Raw genomic sequence first — 16359 nt, forward strand, 5'->3', positions numbered from 1 at the left:
GCGCGTGGCACGGTCCTTATACTTTTTTCGACAGCCGCTGGGCGGCGCGAAAACGCGGTGTGCCGTTGGCGGAAGGCACCGCCCGGGAACTGCCGGTGCCAAATCGTGCGAAGCGGTGCCGGCCGGTGCAAGCCGGTGACGCGCAGCGCCGAGCGCCGGCGCGCGGGCAGTGCGGCGCACGGACGATGACAAAACAGGATAGCTATCAGGAGACGGGCATGACGACGCAGGCAGCACAGACGGGCAGAGCGGGTCGCACGCTTTTCATCGGCGGCGAGTGGTGCGATGCGGATGCCGGTGAACGCATCGACGTGCGCTCGCCCAGCACGGGCGAGACCTTCGCGGCGGTGGCGCGCGGCGGCAAGGTCGAGGTCGAACGCGCGGTGGCCGCCGCGCGCCGCGCTTTGGCAGGCGAATGGTCGAAGCTGGCAGGCTTCGAACGCGGGCGCATCATGACGCGGCTGTCCGATTCGATCCTCGCGCACATCGACGAACTTGCCGAACTGGAAGCGCAGGATACCGGCAAGCCGCTCACGCAGGCGCGCACCGACATTCGCGCGACGGCGCGGTACTTCGAGTTCTATGCAGGTGCCACGGACAAGATTCTCGGCGACGTGCTGCCATTCCTGGACGGCTATCAGGTCACCGTGCAGCGTGAGCCGCGTGGCGTCGTCGGCCTGATCATTCCGTGGAATTATCCGGCCTCGATGTTCGGCCGCACCGTCGGTCCGGCCTTGGCAACCGGCAACACGGTCGTCCTGAAACCCGCGGAGGACGCAAGCCTGAGCTGCGTGCGGCTGACCGCGTTGGCTGCCGAGGCGGGCTTGCCTGCGGGCGTGCTCAATCTGGTGACCGGGCTCGGCGAGGAAGCGGGTGCTGCGTTGTCGCAACATCCGGACGTCGATTTTCTTTCGTTCACCGGTTCGCCAGAAGTCGGTACCTTGATCCAGACCGCCGCGGCGCGCAACCACGTGCCCTGCGTGCTGGAACTGGGTGGCAAGTCGCCACAGATCGTGTTCGAGGATGCGGACTTCGAACGTGCCGCGCAGACCATCGTCGGCGTCATCACGCAGAACGCGGGGCAAACATGTTCTGCCGGTAGCCGCGTGCTGATCCAGCGATCCGTGTACGAGCGATTCTCCAGGCTGTTGGCCGAGCGCATGTCAGCCATCCGGGTGGGCGCGCCGCATGCGGACCTGCAGTGCGGCCCGGTGATCAATGCCACACAGGCGGAGAAGGTGAAGGGTTTTCTGTCGCGCGCGCGCGAGACTGGCATCGGTGTGCTGGCGGAGGGCAGCCTGCACGAGAGCGCGGTCCAGGGCGGCTACTTCGTGGTGCCAACCCTTTTCGGTCCGGTGCCGACCACGCACGAGCTTGCGCAAGACGAAGTTTTCGGTCCGGTGCTGGCCGCCATCCCGTTCGAGGACGAAGCCGAAGCGATCGCGATCGCCAACGGCACGGCCTACGGGCTGGTGGCGGGGCTGTGGACGGAAAACGGTGCGCGCCAGATGCGCGTCGCGAAGAAGTTGCGCGTCGGTCAGGTGTTCATCAATAACTACGGCGCCGGCGGCGGTATCGAGTTGCCTTTCGGCGGCGTCAAGCGCAGCGGGCATGGACGCGAGAAGGGGCTGGAGGCCTTGAAGGAGTACACCGTCGCGAAGACCATCGTGTTGCGGCACGACTGACGTGGCCGCGATCGAGCGCGCGGCTCGGGCTCGTCGGGCGCGGCGGGCTCGTCGCGGCTGTCACGGCCATCGCGGCTGACCGGCGCGAACCCCAGAACAGCAAGGAGACACAACGCATGACCGCCATTCCCGCATATTCGCGCGCCGCCGTGCTGCGCGAGTTCAAGGCCCCGCTGCGAATCGAGGAAGTGCCGATTCCGGACGAGACCGAGCCGTTCGCCGCGCTCGTCAAGATCGAGATGTGCTCGATCTGCGGCACCGACGTGCATCTGTGGCAAGGCTCGCTCTCGCTGAAGGTCAATCTGCCGGTGATCATCGGACACGAGATGGTCGGCCGGGTGATCCGCACGGGCGCGGGCGTCACCACGGACTCCGTCGGCACCCCGTTGCAGGTCGGCGACCGGGTCGTGTATACGCACACTTCCTGCGGCGGCTGTTATTTCTGCACCACCGCGCGCAAGCCCACGCTGTGCACCAATCGGCGCGCGTACATGTACGAGAACATCGAGGCGCCGCCTTATCTGCTCGGCGGCTTCTCGGAATACGGTTACGTGCTGCCGCAGGCGGGCCGCCTGCGTGTGCCGGACTCGGTACCGAACGAACTTGCGAGCCTTTCGAGCTGCGCACTGCGCTCGGTGATGAACGCATTCTCGCAACTGGGCGAGATCGAGCCGACCGAAACCGTGCTGATCCAGGGCGCGGGCCCGTTGGGTCTGCTGGCAACGGCGAATGCGCGCGTTCGTGGCGCGAAGAAGATCATCGTGGTCGGCTCGCCGGCCCCGCGGCTCGAAATGGCGCGTGCGTTCGGTGCGGACCTGTGCATTCCCGTCGAGGGCACGACCGCCGAAGAGCGGCTCGACACCGTGCTTGCGCACACCGAAGGTCGCGGCGCTGACATCGTGATGGAATTCACCGGCGTGCCGTCCGCGTTCGCCGAAGGATTGGCGCTCGCCCGCAAGGGCGGCCGCTATCTGGTGGTCGGGCAATTGGGCGAGGCCGCCACCTCGCTCCAGCCGTCGATGATCGTCAAGAAGAACCTGCAGGTGATCGGTTCGTTCTCGGGCGATGCGCGCAGCTATTCGCTGGCGCTGCAGTTCGTCGAGCGTCATCAGCACGACTTTCCGTTCGAGAAGATGATTTCCGGCCGATACAAACTCGACGAGGTCAACGTCGCCCTCGAACGGATGCGCCGTTTCGAGGAGATCAAGCCGGTCATCACGGTGGACTGAGACGGTCGCACCTTCAATGGGTGCGTCACGTACCGACGCGGCCGCGCCAGCCGGCGAGACAGACACATCAGGAAAGCAAAAGGGCAAAGCACACAGGCCGAACCGCTTCACACCCAGCGTCCGCAGAGACGCAATCGACAGGCCGGCAGCCGCCGGTCACGCAAAAAAGGAGACTTCCATGGCGTACAACCGTCGCGACTTCCTCGTCACCAGCGCCAGTTCGCTGGCCGTTGCCACCACTGGCCTCGTCGGGGCTCCCTGGATCCGGCGTGCTCACGCAGCGGAATTCACCTATAAGGTCGGTACGGACCTGCCTGCGTCGCATCCGCTGAACGTGCGGATCCAGGAAGCGGCCAGTGCGATCAAGAAGGAGACCGATGGCCGGATGGAAATTCGGGTGTTCCCAAACAATCAGTTGGGCGGCGATCCGGACATGTTCGCCCAGCTGCGTGCGGGCGCGCTCGAATTCTTCACGCTGTCCGGCGCCAACGCCTTGTCGGCTCTGGTGCCGAAGACCGCGATCTCCGGCGTCGGTTTCGCGTTCAAGGACTACGGCCAGGTCTTCGGCGCGCTCGACGGTGAACTCGGCGCGCATCTGCGCGGGCTGATCACCAAGGCCGGCCTGGTCGTGCAGGACAAGGTGTGGGACAACGGCTTCCGGCAGATCACCAGCAGCACCAAGCCGATCGCCTCGCCGACCGACCTGCAAGGCATGAAGATTCGCGTGCCGCCGGGCCGGCTGTGGATTTCGCTGTTCCGCGCGCTGTCCGCGGCGCCGACGTCGATCAGCTTCAACGAGGTGTATTCGTCGCTGCAGACCAAGGTCGTGGAAGGGCAGGAGAATGCGTTGGCGGTGGTCGATACCGCGAAGCTCTACGAGGTGCAGAAGTACTGCTCGCTGACCAGCCATATGTGGGATGGCTTCTGGTTCCTCGGCAATCGCGCCGCATGGGAAAAGCTGCCGGCCAACATCCGCGACATCGTATCCAAGAACCTCAACGCGTCGGCGCTGCGACAGCGCCAGGATGTCGCGCAACTCAACGCCTCGCTGCAGAAGACCTTGGAAGGCAAGGGCCTGAAATTCAATACGCCGGACCTCGCGCCGTTCCGCGAGAAGCTGCGCACCTCCGGCTTCTACGCCGAGCAAAAGAAGTTCTTCGGCGAGGAGGAGTGGGCGTTGCTCGAAAAGGTAACGGGGAAACTAGCATGAGAAGCCACGCCGTCGAGACTCCCCGGGTACCCGGCCACGACGGCGCGATGCGGACCGCGCCGGGCGTGCCGCCTTGGCTCGCCTTCGCGGACCGCGCGCTTGGTCTGCTGGTGGCGGTGCCGGCCGCGCTGCTCGTCCTGGCCGAGGTCGTGTTGTTGTTCTGGGGCGTATGCGCGCGCTACGCGTTCCACGACCCGCTCGTCTGGGGCGACGAGCTGGCGGCCATCCTGTTCCTGTGGCTGGCCATGACGGGTGCCGCGACCGCACTGCATCGCAGTGCCCACATGCGCATGACGGCGCTGGTCAATCGTGCAAGCGATGATTGGCGCCAGCGTTGGGATACCGTCGCGCTGGTCGCGACGATGGTGTTCCTCGGGCTGATTGCATTGCCGGCCTATGCGTATCTGAAGCAGCAGTGGATGATCGTGACGCCGGCGCTGGAGATCAACGACGCCTGGCGTGTCATCTCGATCCTTTACGCGACCGGCTGCATGCTGTTGATGTGTCTGGTCAAGCTGCTTGCGCGAGGGTGGCGGGCGGCGCTCGCCGGCATCGTGGTCTCGGCGGTGGTGGTGATCGGACTGGAACTTGCAGGCCCGGTCCTGCAGTCGCTCGGCAACCTCAACCTGCTGATCTTCTTCGTCGGCGTGGTCGGCTTTACCGTGCTGAGCGGCATGCCGATCGCGTTTTCCTTCGGGCTTGCCGTCTTCTCGTATCTCGCCCTGTCGACCGCGATGCCGCTGGAAATTGTCGTGAGCCGCATGGACGAAGGCATGTCGCAATTGCTGCTACTCGCCGTGCCGATGTTCGTCTTTCTCGGTCTGCTCATCGAGATGACCGGCATGGCGCGCGCGATGATCGGCTTCCTCGCGTCCTTGCTCGGGCACGTGCGGGGTGGCCTGTCCTACGTGCTGGTCGGTGCGATGTATCTTGTCTCGGGCATCTCCGGCTCGAAGGCGGCCGACATGGCGGCCGTCGCGCCGATTCTCTTCCCGGAAATGAAACAGCGTGGCGAAAAGCCGGGCGAGCTGGTCGCCTTGCTGTCGGCAACTGGCGCGCAAACCGAAACAGTGCCCCCGAGCATCGTCTTGATCACGATCGGCTCGGTCACCGGCGTGTCGATCTCCGCGCTGTTCACCGGCGGCCTGTTGCCGGGCTTCGTGTTGGCGTTCGCGCTCTGCATGCTGGTCTGGTGGCGTTCGCGCGCCCGCGCGCCGCTGTCTGCGACACGGGCAGGCGCAGGCGTCATCGGCAAGGCGTTCATCGCGGCGATTCCGGCACTGGCGCTGCCGCTCGTGATCCGCTTCGCGGTGGTCGAGGGCATTGCGACCGCCACCGAAGTGTCGACGGTCGGCATCGTTTATGCCGCGTTGGCCGGCATCTTCATCTACCGTCGCTTCGACCTGCGCCGTCTTGGCCCGATGCTGGTGGAGACGGCCGCGCTGTCCGGCGCGATCCTGATCATCATCGGCACCGCGACCGCGATGGCGTGGGCACTCACACAGTCGGGGTTTTCGCACAGTCTGGCCACCTTCATGGAAGGCTTGCCGGGCGGCGCGATCGGTTTCATGGCCGTGTCGATCGTGATGTTCGTCGTGCTCGGTAGCGTCCTCGAAGGTATTCCCGCCATCGTGCTGTTCGGACCATTGCTGTTTCCGATCGCACGTGAAGTGGGCATCCACGAGGTCCATTATGCGATGGTCGTGATCCTGTCGATGGGCTTGGGACTGTTCTCGCCGCCTTTCGGGGTGGGCTACTATGGTGCCTGCGCGGTAAGCAAGATCCACCCGGACGAGGGTGTGAAGCCGATCATTGGTTACATGATCGCGCTGCTGATCGGTATCGTCGTCATCGCGGCGGTGCCTTGGATCTCGACAGGCTTTCTGCCGACGCGGTGACCGAAGGGCAGGCGGCGGACCCAACGCAAACCCGGCGCAAACCCAGCGTCGTCTGCCCGCCGACGGTATCGACGTTCCTCGGAGCCGGCATACGTGCCGCGGTGCCGCGCCCGCGGTACGCCTTTGCCGGCGGCGCGATCTCCGAGGTGTGGTGCCGCGTGACGCGGGATCAACCGGGCAAACGGGGCGACGAACCCGGCCATAAACGTGGCCGAGGATGCGGCCACGAATGCGGCGAAAAGCACGGCGAAACACGCGTAGCTTGCCTGCCGATCGGCCACATTATCGGGCACAAACCGCCGCGCGCGGGACGCGGAGCCTCGACCGCACGTGGCAATTCGATTACGCTTCGTTGACGGATCGAGCTTCCCCGGTGGTTCGGCAGCGCATCGCGCTGCATAGTTGCCGCCGACAGCTCGAAGGCGGTTCAAACGACCATCGCGGCGCCAGCCGGGGAGGCAAGTTCAAGCCGTGCGATCGCCGTCTCGCGCTCGCACGAAATAATCGGCCCCGCCCATCTGGCCGCCCTTCAGGGCCACTTCGAGGCCATCGAGACGCGGTTTATGGGACAGGAAGCGGCACAGCGGCGCGCCGGGGGACAGGCGAGTTTTCACTTCCAGCGCGTCGGGCGCGAGCACCTGCGTGACCTGACTGGACGTGTCGCCACCCGAGAGCACGAGCCGCTGCACCGGCGCGCCATCGAGCACGCGCTGCGCGATCTGGCCAAGGCGTTGGCCCAGCAGACGGCCGCCCGCGTGCGTGGCATCCATCCGGCTGGCGCCCCGTGCCACGAAGGTGCCGATCATCGCGTCGATGCGTGGATCGGCTGGCCCACGCGCGGTGTGCATGACGACGCTTTGGCCGTCGCGCAGCCGCCCCGTGACCTGATCGACAACCGCCTCGACGGCTTGTGGTGCCATGTCTTCTGACACCAGGGCAGCGGCGTCCAGGGCGACATCGGCGAAACCGGCCTGCACGGCGGTGTCGATCTGCGTCGCGCTGAGTGGCGAAGCGCTGCCGGAGAGCACCAGCAGCGGCGATGCCGGCGACAGCCGGGTTTCTGGCGGCGCCCCCGGCATCCGTGCATCGCGCGCCCACCATTGCGTCAGTGCGTACTCCAGACCGGAGGATCCGATGCAGAACAGAGGGCCGCTGCGCATAGCTTGCTGATCGAGCAGGCGTCCGACCTCGGTCAGGTGCGCGACGCTCGCGGTGTCCATCAGCAAGGCGGCCGGTTGCGCGGCCAGCGCCTCATCGAACGCGGCGTTCATCGCCGTCGCCGGACGGTCGAGCTGGGTGATGTCGAAGCCGGCCACACGCAGGCTGGTCTGCTTGCCGAGATGGCGGATCAGGTCGGCTTCGGCCATCGGCGTGACCGGATGGGCGTGCATGATCGGGTGCCGATCGATGCGATGGATCTGTCCATCCGTGCCCGAGCGCGCAAACAAGTTGCCGAACACGCAGAAGCGTTGCAACGCGGGCGTGCCGGCGACGATCGGCAGCGGCCTTTCACCAAGCGTGTCGCGAGCGATCTCGATCACCGTGCCGATGCTGCCGATGCCCGGCGCACTGTCGAACGTCGAACACACCTTGTAGTGCAGCAGCGGTGCGGCGAGCGCCTGCATCGCGATGAACACCGACGGCAGCGACGCGCGCATCTCGTCGGGTGTCATGGCGCGGCTGTCGCCCGCAATGCCGATCGCGTCGAAGCCGCCGAGCGACGCGAGTTCCGCCACGCTGGGCACGCGCAGGAATAGCGCACACCGGAGCCCGGCTAGGGCCAGGACTTCGAGCGCGTCGGTGGAGCCGGTAAAGTCGTCGCCGTAGAAAACCAGGCGGAGGGGGGGCTGACGTTCCGAAGCGACAGACCAATCGGGTTGACGATCGCTCGGCTGGGACGAAGAAGACATCGGCAGGCTCGGCTCAGAGGGCTTGAAAGTGTTCAAGCGCCGCGCGCAGCGCGGGGCGGGTGCGCGCATAGTCCTGCAGCGCGATCCCCTCGACCGAGGCCTGCCATGCTTCGCGCATGCTTGCGACGCCTGCGGCAATGCCTTGCGGATGACCAATGATGCCGCCGCCGGCCAGGTGCATCAGATCGACCGAGTTCAGCGACGCATACAGGTCCGGCGCCTGTCCCGCCCACTGCCCGGACGAGAACACTGGCATGACGGGCTGCACTGAGGCGAACGGTGCCAGGCAAGCGCGTGCCGACGCGATTACCGAAGCGTCCGGCTCCCAGAACTTGCCCCGGATACCGTTGACGTGCAACTGATCCACGCCAGCCAGCCGCCACAGTTTTTGATACGCGCGAAAATCGAAACCGAGCTGTGGGCATCGCGTGAACGCGCCCCAACCGTTGCGATGGCCATGGATCGGCAGTTCACTGTGCTGACGCAAATGGGCGACGCCGGCGAAGCCAACCCAGTTCACGCACACCATCACGCAATTCCCGCCGGCGGCCAGGACGGCGTCGTGGCGTCGCAGCATGTCGTCGATGCTGCCGGAGATGTTGATCGCGTACATCGGCATCCGGCCGAGACGTTCTGCGTGACCGCGGAGCACGGGCATCACCGCCGCCAGACGCGCCTCGAAGCGGGCATACGATGGATCGGCAAGCAGCTCGTCGTCCTTGATGAAGTCGATGTCGGCCGCGCATAGTTGATCGACCAGCTCTGCTGTCTGCTCGGGCAGCAAGCCGATGCTGGGTTTGATGATAGTGCCGATCAACGGTCGGCCATGCACGCCTGCGGCGTCTCTCGTCCCCGCGATGCCGAACCGCGGCCCCGGAAAAGCGGCAGCGTAATCTGGCGGCATGTCCAGATCGAGCAGGCGCAAGCCCGTGACCTCGCCCAGTTCGAACAGGTTTCCCGCGATGGTCGACAGGAGCGTCGGCAGATTCGGGCCCACGTTGTCGACCGGAAACGCGATCTCGATTTCACCGCGATGAAACAGTTGCGGGGTTTCTCGACGTGCGACGTAGGCGCTGGCAAGCGACGCTTCCATTACCGGTGCTAGCGCGCGCACATCGGTGACGCGAGCCCGTGCGCGTTCCTTCAATTCATCGGTCTCGCCCGGTAGCGCGAGGAAGGTGCCGCTGGACTGCTCGCCGGCGATGACGTCGGCCACCTTGGCGACCGGCGCCGAGCTCTCGACGAAATATCGCGCGGTGAATTCTGTGCGGCGGTTGAGGTCGGGCTGAGAAGAGTCGATCATCGGTGGGTCGCTGGGGAAGGCACGGGTTGCCAGGCGAGCGCCGAGCCGGCGCTGCAAGGCGAAAGCAAAGGCAGCGGCTGCCGAGCGCGTAGCGCGTAGCGCGAACCGTCGGCGTTTCCTGGACGACTATAGGTTTGACGGGCGCGACGATCAAACGATATGATTTCCGCGTTACTTGCCAAAAACTCACCGTCGCGTCGCCACGCTGTATTGCTGTCCTGAAATGGTGCGCCACCGCTCGCCACGTCTCGCCACGGTTCGCCACGTCTCGCATTGCGGGCGTCCGCGTCGCCGGACACTGTCCTCCTCGCCAAGCCATTCGTGCCTCGTCCATCGCTCAACGCCCTGCGCGCCTTCGAAGCCACCGCCCGCCTGCGAAGTTTTGGGGAGGCTGCCGTGGAGTTGTCCGTGACGCATGGTGCGGTCAGCCGGCACATCCGTTCGCTTGAGGACACCCTCGGCGTGTTGCTGTTGACACGCAATGCGCACGCGACCGAGCCGACGCCCGAAGGCGCTCGCCTGGCCGAAGGCCTGTCCCGCGCTTTTCGTCTGATCGACAGCAGCGTGGAACAGGTCACGCCCGGTCCGCTCACGCTGTCGTGCTCGACATCGATCATGATGTATTGGCTGCTGCCACGGCTCGGCGACCTGCACGCGCGGCACCCGTCGTTGCAGCTGAGTTTCCACATGGCGGCTGGCGAACTGGATTTTTCACGGGATGCGGTGAGCGTGGCGATCCGCCTGAGCACGATCAGGGTGCCACGCGACATCGAACCCGAGCCGCTTGTCGACGAATGGATCGGTCCGGTGTGTGCACCGGAATACCTGCGCGCGATGCAGCTGCGCACGCCAGCCGACCTGGCGCGCACGCGGCTGCTGGCGAGTGACACGCGCCCGGCCGCCTGGCACGATTGGTTCGAGGCTGCCAGTTGCACCGCGACGCGCCCGCCGCTGGCGGAATCGTTCCAGCACTTTTACCTGTTGATTCAGGCAGCCAAGTGTGGCCTGGGCGTCGCGGCAGTGCCGCGCATGCTGGTCCGCGACGAGCTGGGTTCCGGCGCGCTCGTCGCGCCGTTCGGGTTCGTGCGCGGCCCCAGGCGGTTGGTACTGTGGGTTGCGCCGCATCTGCGCGACCGGCCGCAGACCATGGCGCTGGTGGACTGGCTCAAGGCCGAGTGGCGCCGCGCCGAAGACCGTGACGGTTGAGGCCGCCGCTCAGATGGCCGTTCCGCCGTCCGCGTTGTAGACGTGGCCAGTGACGAACGATGCGTCGTTCGACGCCAGAAAGGCGATCACGGCGGCAATCTCGCGTGGCTGTGCGCCCCGTCCCATCGGGGTCGCCGCGTAGATCGTGTCGACGAATCCCTCCGGCTTGGTGTCGAGTTGGCGCCGCACGAAGTCTGTCAATGTGAAGGCGGGTGCCACCGCGTTGACACGGATGCCAGCTTTCGCGAACTCGCGTGCCAGCGACTTGGTCAGTGCAATCACGGCGCCCTTCGAGGTTGCGTACGCGGCGGTGCCGAGCAAGCCGCCGCCTTTCTGTCCGGCGATCGAACTGACGTTGACGATCGCGCCGCTGCCTTGCTTCAGCATCTGCGGGATCGCCTGCTGGCAACACAGCCAGGTGCCGGCAGTGTTGACATCGATGACGCGGCGGAATTCGTCCAGTGAGATATCGAGAAACGGCTTTGCGCTTTCGAGCCCGGCGCTGTTGACGAGCACGTCCAGTCGTTGCCAATGCTCGACCACCTGCGCCACCATCCGTTGCACCTGCGCCTCGTCGGCGACGTCGACGGCCACCGCCAGCGCGTCGCGTCCGTCGACGCGCAGTGCGGACGCGACGCGCTCGGCGGCTTCCTCGCGCAAGTCGGCGACGGCGACGCGATAACCGCGCTCCGCGAGCAGCTTCGCAGTGGCTTCGCCAATGCCGCTCGCCGCGCCGGTGACGATGGCGACCGGTGCTGGTTGGTTCATGTCTCACTCCTGTCTCGATGCGTTTCGACGCGTTTCGATGTGGTTCGATGGCGTTCTAGGTCGTTGCGCGACGCCGCGATTTCCAAACGGGCGAGCGCCGGGCCGTCCAAATATAGCCGGGCCGACCGCGACGCAGCAAACGAATTGTTTTCGCCGCCGCTCGACGAAAAGTCACCGTGCCGGCGCGCCGACCGATGTTCCGCTACGCTGTGGCAGAGGTTGGAGACGGGTCGGTCGGCGCGAGCGGCTAGCCCTGGCAGGACCTCCGCGTTTTTTGCCCGACTCATCCACGGAGCCATGCAGCGATGGAGCAAGTACAGGTATTGATCGTCGGCGCAGGGCCGACTGGACTGGTATTGGCATTGTCACTCGCGCGCTTCGGCGTGCGGGTGCGCGTGATCGACAAGGCGGCGGGCCCGGGCACGACTTCACGCGCGCTTGCCGTGCAGGCCAGAACGCTCGAACTGTATCGGCAGCTCGACCTGACCGACGCGGTGCTGGCCGGTGGCCATCGCGCCGAGGCCGTCAATCTCTGGGTGGAGGGCAAACGCAAGGCGCGCCTGGAACTCGATGCGTTGGGCGCACACCTGACGCCTTTTCCCTTCGTCCACGTGTTTCCGCAGGACCGGCACGAGCGACTGCTGATCGAGCGGTTGGCTGCCGCCGGCGTCGAGGTCCAGCGCGCAACCGAGGTAACGCGCTTCATCGATCACGGCACGCATGTCTGCGCGTTCCATCGCCCAGCGGATGCGCCCGGTGCGCCTGAGCAGCTTACCGAGGCACAATTCATCGTCGGGTGCGACGGTGCGCACTCGATGGTGCGCAAGGCCATCGGCGCGACGTTCGACGGCGGAACCTACCAGCAGTTGTTCTATGTTGCGGATGTCAGCGGCAGCGGACCGGCGCTGAACGGCGAGGTTCACGTCGATCTGGATCGCGCGGACTTCCTCGCCGTGTTCGGCATGGACGGCGGCGGACGCGGTCGCCTCGTCGGCCTGGTACGCGATGAGCGAAGCGCCGCCGGCGGGCAACTCGATTTTCATGACGTCGCGGGCGCTGCGCTGCGCGGCCTGGACATGCATGTCGACCGGGTGAATTGGTTCTCGACCTATCATGTGCATCACCGTGTCGCCAGTCGCTTGCATGCCGGCCGCGCCTTCATCGCCGGCGACGCGGGACACGTGCACAGTCCGGCTGGCGGCCAGGGCATGAACACCGGTATCGGGGATGCAGTCAATCTCGCGTGGAAGCTTGCCGCGGTGCTCGGCAACCGCGCAGACGAGGCGCTGCTGCACAGTTACGAGGCGGAGCGCATGCCGTTCGCGCATAAGCTGGTGGACACCACCGATCGCGCGTTCAGCGCTGCGACCGCAGAGGGCAGGCTGGCGACGTTGGTCCGAACTCGGCTTGCGCCACTCGTACTGCCGCTCGCCTCGCATGTCGCAGCCGCTCGCGAGTATGTGTTTCGCGCGGTGTCACAGACCATGCTGAACTACCGGGACGGGCCACTGGCCGACGGACGGGCGGGGGACGTGCACGGTGGCGACCGCCTGCCGTGGGCGCCGGCGCCCGAAGCCGACAACTTCGACCCGCTGCGTCAGCCGGTCTGGCAAGTCCATGTTTACGGCACGCCACAGGCGTCGCTTCGCGCTTGGTGTGCGGGGCACGCGGTGGCGCTGCATGCACTCCCATGGCACCGTGCCCACGAAGCGGCCGGCTTGCAAGAAAACGCGGCGTATTTGGTCAGGCCCGACACCTATGTTGCTTGCGCCTCGGCAAGCGGCGATCCTGCGGCGTTCCAACGCTATCTTGATGTGCATCGCTTGCAGGTCGGACCTGCGCCGGCTGGCGGAGGTTTGGGGGCGTGACTGCTGAAGATACGCGGCGGTACGGGCGTGACGGCAACGGTGATCGACGACGCGACACGCCACCTTTGACGGTCGGCTGCGCCCTGCGCGCTGCGATGGCGCAGCGGCGTGCCATCGCAGTGTTGCTGGGGCGGCCACGGACGAATCGCTAAGCTTGATCCGTTGGTAACGAACGGCGACCGCAGTGCCGCGAGGACGCCGTCACGACACCACGAAGCCACGACGCCCCGGCGCTCCGAAGCGCTGCCCGGCGCTGACAGCCAGTGACCGGTCTGTCAGCGCGTGACAATGCGCTCAACCTGTTGCGTTCGAACGGCGCGTTGTGCGCGAGCGGGGTGCCGGCGGCTTGAGTGCCATGGCGGCGTCCGTCGCGCCGTGGCGCGCAGCGGTGCGAGCCCGCTTGGCCTGCTGCGGCGGCAGCAGATCCGGCGGCGAATTGGCCGGCCGGCTTGCAGTGCCAGTGCGGGACGAGGTGTGCGTCGTCTTGCGGCTTGCCTTGCGTGCGCTACCGGTGACCGTGCTGCCGGCGACTGCGTTGCTGCGCGAACCCTTGCCGTTGGTCCGTGGGCTGGCGACGCTGCCGCCGGACGCGGCGCGGCGCGGTACGCCGGCGACGCCTGCGCTGCGTCCGCCACGTGCACCTCGTGCATCCCGCAGCGCTGCGCGCAGGGTCGCGTCGGCCTCGGCGATTCGACGTTTCGCGTCGCGGGTGACGGCGCTCGTATCGGTGACTTTCTTGCGCGCGGTTTCGGTAAAGCGGTTGGCGCTTGTCTCGAAGCGGCTCGGTCCGGTATTCGTACGGCTTCTGCTGACCATCATGACCTCCGGTTTTCTCATTGTCGGGTCGTTACGAATCGCCCTGCCGGTCGCCTCGTCGCATTGGTGCGGGAGGCCGGTATCGCACCCATGCAAGAAGCGGGCGCGCCGCGCCACCAGCGGGTCGGCGCTTGCCTGCAACGTGGCGGTTCTTGATAAAGTGTTCGTTGCTCGGCTTCTTGGAATCAGGATGACCACTTTCTCGTTGCACCGCGGCGCGCGCTGGATCGGCATCGCGTGCACGGCAACCACGCTGCTCCATGCGGCCGTGTCGCCGGCGAGTGCCTTGGCTGCCGGCCCCAGGGTAGCGCTCGATGCAGGACACAGCCCGGCGCAACCGGGCGCACGCAGCGCCGGCGGGGCGCCGGAACACCGCTTCAACACGACATTGCGCGCGCGTGTCGCCGACGATCTGCGTGCCGCCGGTGCAAGCGTTGCCTACACGGCAGGTGACGACGAGGAGATTGCGCTTCAGGCACGTAGCAGTCGGGTGCCGGACGCCGACCTGTTCGTGTCGCTCCATCACGACTCCATGCAGCAAGCCTATATCGACGCTGGCCGTCAGCGCGAATTTCACGGTTTCGCCATTTTCGTCTCGGCACGCAATCCCGACTATCAACAAAGCCTGCGCTGTGCAAAAGCCATCGGCGCGCGGTTGCGGGCAGCCGGGCAGCAACCATCGCTCTATCACGCCGAGCCGATTCGCGGCGAGAATCGCCCAATCATCGACGGCACGCTGGGCATTCATCGTTTCGATGATCTCGTGGTGCTGCGTACCGCTCGGATGCCCGCATTGCTGATCGAAGCCGGTGTGATCGCGAATCCCGACGAGGAAGCGCGTCTGCAGCAGCCTGCCACCGTTGCGCGTGTTGCCGGCGCAATCTCCGCCGGCGTGCTGGACTGCTCGAGAACCGCGAGTCGGCTATGATCGATCACACGCGCGTGCGCGATCGAACCGCTGTTGATCGATCATGCGGTGCGCGGCAAATCAAAAACCACGCAGTACCCGATCCAGTGACCATAGGAGACAAGATGAAACGACTGCTTCTGACTTGTGCGTTGGGCATGATTGCCGGCGCGGCGCACGCGGCCGGCGGATGCGAGACGCCGCGCACGCCGTTCGACCAGGCCTACTGTCTCAGCACCGTGTACGCGCAGTCGGATCACGAGCTGAACGACACCTATACGCGCCTGCGCAAGCAATTGAACGCGAATGACCAGGCCGCGTTGAAGCAGGGCCAACTGGCCTGGATCAAGCAGCGCGACTCGCAGTGTGGCGAGCAGCGCGGCAACGCTTTCCTCGTCGATCTGAGCTGTGCGATCGAAACGACGCAGTCGCGTCTGTCCTTCCTGAAGACGCGCGAGCGCGAGTGCCGCAGCACCGGATGCGTGCATGCCGAGCTTGGGAAATAACGGCGCCCAAGAGCGCGCGTGAGCAGCGCGCATGATCCGCGATCGGTCGCGCTTTAGCGGCCGCGGCCGCGTAGGCGCGGTCGATCGACGTGGGCCGCGGCTTGCGGCTTGCGGAGACCGGTCGCTCACTCGTCCCAAAAAACCGTCTCGGCGCACTCGGCGCGAATGAAATCGGCGAGCAGCTTGACGCGTGCCACGTCACGCGTCTCCGCCAGGGTGACGAGCCAGTAAGCGCGCGTCAGCGTGATCTCGTCGGCGAGCAGACGCACCAGTTGCGGCTCGGTGCGGGCCATGAAGCACGGCAGGACACCCAGCCCGGCGCCGCCCGCTACCGCGCTCATCTGACTGATTACATTCGAGATGCGCACGATCGGCGACAACGCATTCGATATCTGCGGCAGATAGTTCAACTCGGCGGACCACATCTGATCCTCGACATAGCCGACCCACGGATGATGCAACAGATCGTCGCGGGAACGCAGCGGCGGATGAGCTTCGATATAGCGGCGTGATGCATAGACGCCGAGCGCATAGTCCGTGAGTTTGTGCGCGTATACCCGTCCCTGCGATGGCCGCGTCATGCTGACGGCCAGGTCGGCTTCGCGCTTCGACAGGCTGAACATGCGTGGATTCGCAATCAGCTCGATTTCAAGTTGCGGATGCGCCGCGGACACCGCTGCAATGCGTGGTCCCAGAAAATACGTCCCGAACCCTTCCGGCGTACCGATGCGCACGCTGCCGGTCAATCCGGACGACGCGTCGTCCATCCGGTGCCGCAGCCGCAGCGCCATGCTCTCCATTGCTTCGGCGTCGCCGAGCGCGCGCTCGCCTTCCGCAGTCAGCAGAAAACCGCTTGGTCGCCGCTCGAACAATCGTACGCCCAGCGCTTTTTCGAGGGCGGCGATCCGGCGGCTCAAGGTGGAGTGATCGACCCCCATCTGCTGCGCTGCTACGGTCAGTCGCCCGGCGCGTGAAATCGCGAGGAAAGCCTGCACGTCATCCCAGTCGAAATCACGCATGTGGTTTTGTGCACAGATTGCTTGTCGATTTGCG

13 protein-coding genes are annotated in these 16359 nt (G+C 65.9%); 8 read left to right on the forward strand and 5 right to left on the reverse strand.

What is annotated here, in order from left to right; translation table 11 throughout:
• Positions 1-218 precede the first annotated feature (218 nt).
• The 4 genes from BLU54_RS03420 to BLU54_RS03435 all read left to right on the forward strand — a co-directional run bounded on the left by BLU54_RS03420 (position 219) and on the right by BLU54_RS03435 (position 6022).
• On the forward strand, positions 219-1685 hold the full coding sequence (locus tag BLU54_RS03420; protein WP_091905950.1) for an aldehyde dehydrogenase family protein: 1467 nt from the start codon (positions 219-221) through the stop codon (positions 1683-1685).
• Between the two features lie 116 nt (positions 1686-1801).
• Positions 1802-2914 carry a zinc-binding dehydrogenase gene (locus BLU54_RS03425; RefSeq protein WP_091904690.1) on the forward strand — a complete coding sequence of 371 codons (1113 nt, stop codon included), beginning with the start codon at positions 1802-1804 and terminating at the stop codon, positions 2912-2914.
• A gap of 178 nt (positions 2915-3092) precedes the next feature.
• Positions 3093-4124, forward strand: a complete 1032-nt coding sequence (locus tag BLU54_RS03430) for a TRAP transporter substrate-binding protein (RefSeq protein ID WP_091904692.1) — start codon at positions 3093-3095, stop codon at positions 4122-4124.
• Positions 4121-6022, forward strand: a complete 1902-nt coding sequence (locus tag BLU54_RS03435; RefSeq protein WP_091904695.1) for a TRAP transporter large permease — start codon at positions 4121-4123, stop codon at positions 6020-6022. Before BLU54_RS03430 ends, BLU54_RS03435 begins: the two co-directional genes overlap by 4 nt.
• Before the next feature lie 464 nt (positions 6023-6486).
• Here the strand turns inward: BLU54_RS03435 and BLU54_RS03440 are convergent, their stop codons facing one another.
• Both BLU54_RS03440 and BLU54_RS03445 read right to left on the reverse strand, forming a co-directional pair.
• Complete coding sequence (locus BLU54_RS03440; RefSeq protein ID WP_091904698.1) at positions 6487-7932, reverse strand: four-carbon acid sugar kinase family protein; 1446 nt, start codon at positions 7930-7932, stop codon at positions 6487-6489.
• A gap of 13 nt (positions 7933-7945) precedes the next feature.
• The gene (locus BLU54_RS03445; protein ID WP_091904701.1) at positions 7946-9235 is read right to left on the reverse strand and encodes a ribulose-bisphosphate carboxylase large subunit family protein; all 1290 of its coding nucleotides are present in this window, start codon (positions 9233-9235) and stop codon (positions 7946-7948) included.
• Positions 9236-9556: 321 nt separating this feature from the next.
• On the opposite strand from BLU54_RS03445, the gene BLU54_RS03450 reads away from it, so the two are divergent.
• Positions 9557-10441 carry a LysR substrate-binding domain-containing protein gene (locus BLU54_RS03450; RefSeq protein ID WP_091905952.1) on the forward strand — a complete coding sequence of 295 codons (885 nt, stop codon included), beginning with the start codon at positions 9557-9559 and terminating at the stop codon, positions 10439-10441.
• Positions 10442-10450: 9 nt separating this feature from the next.
• Here the strand turns inward: BLU54_RS03450 and BLU54_RS03455 are convergent, their stop codons facing one another.
• Positions 10451-11209 (reverse strand): SDR family NAD(P)-dependent oxidoreductase, encoded by a 759-nt coding sequence (locus tag BLU54_RS03455; protein ID WP_091904704.1) that lies wholly within the window; start codon positions 11207-11209, stop codon positions 10451-10453.
• Positions 11210-11514: 305 nt separating this feature from the next.
• Between BLU54_RS03455 and BLU54_RS03460 the strand changes: the two genes are divergently transcribed.
• Entirely contained in the window at positions 11515-13077 is a 1563-nt protein-coding gene (locus BLU54_RS03460; protein WP_091904707.1) for an FAD-dependent monooxygenase, read from the forward strand.
• Between the two features lie 294 nt (positions 13078-13371).
• Here the strand turns inward: BLU54_RS03460 and BLU54_RS03465 are convergent, their stop codons facing one another.
• Positions 13372-13893: a TrbL/VirB6 family protein gene (locus BLU54_RS03465; protein WP_211435294.1), complete on the reverse strand. Its 522-nt coding sequence runs from the start codon at positions 13891-13893 to the stop codon at positions 13372-13374.
• 190 nt (positions 13894-14083) lie between these two features.
• Here BLU54_RS03465 and BLU54_RS03470 point away from each other — a divergent pair, with 190 nt between their 5' ends.
• Together BLU54_RS03470 and BLU54_RS03475 are read left to right on the forward strand one after the other, a co-directional pair.
• Positions 14084-14821, forward strand: a complete 738-nt coding sequence (locus BLU54_RS03470) for an N-acetylmuramoyl-L-alanine amidase family protein (RefSeq protein ID WP_091904714.1) — start codon at positions 14084-14086, stop codon at positions 14819-14821.
• Positions 14822-14925: 104 nt separating this feature from the next.
• Positions 14926-15306: a lysozyme inhibitor LprI family protein gene (locus BLU54_RS03475; protein ID WP_091904717.1), complete on the forward strand. Its 381-nt coding sequence runs from the start codon at positions 14926-14928 to the stop codon at positions 15304-15306.
• 125 nt (positions 15307-15431) lie between these two features.
• Here the strand turns inward: BLU54_RS03475 and BLU54_RS03480 are convergent, their stop codons facing one another.
• The gene (locus tag BLU54_RS03480; RefSeq protein ID WP_091904719.1) at positions 15432-16325 is read right to left on the reverse strand and encodes a LysR family transcriptional regulator; all 894 of its coding nucleotides are present in this window, start codon (positions 16323-16325) and stop codon (positions 15432-15434) included.
• Between the last annotated feature and the right edge of the window lie 34 nt (positions 16326-16359).

The sequence above is a fragment of the Chitinasiproducens palmae genome, assembly GCF_900095735.1.
Lineage (GTDB): Bacteria > Pseudomonadota > Gammaproteobacteria > Burkholderiales > Burkholderiaceae > Chitinasiproducens > Chitinasiproducens palmae.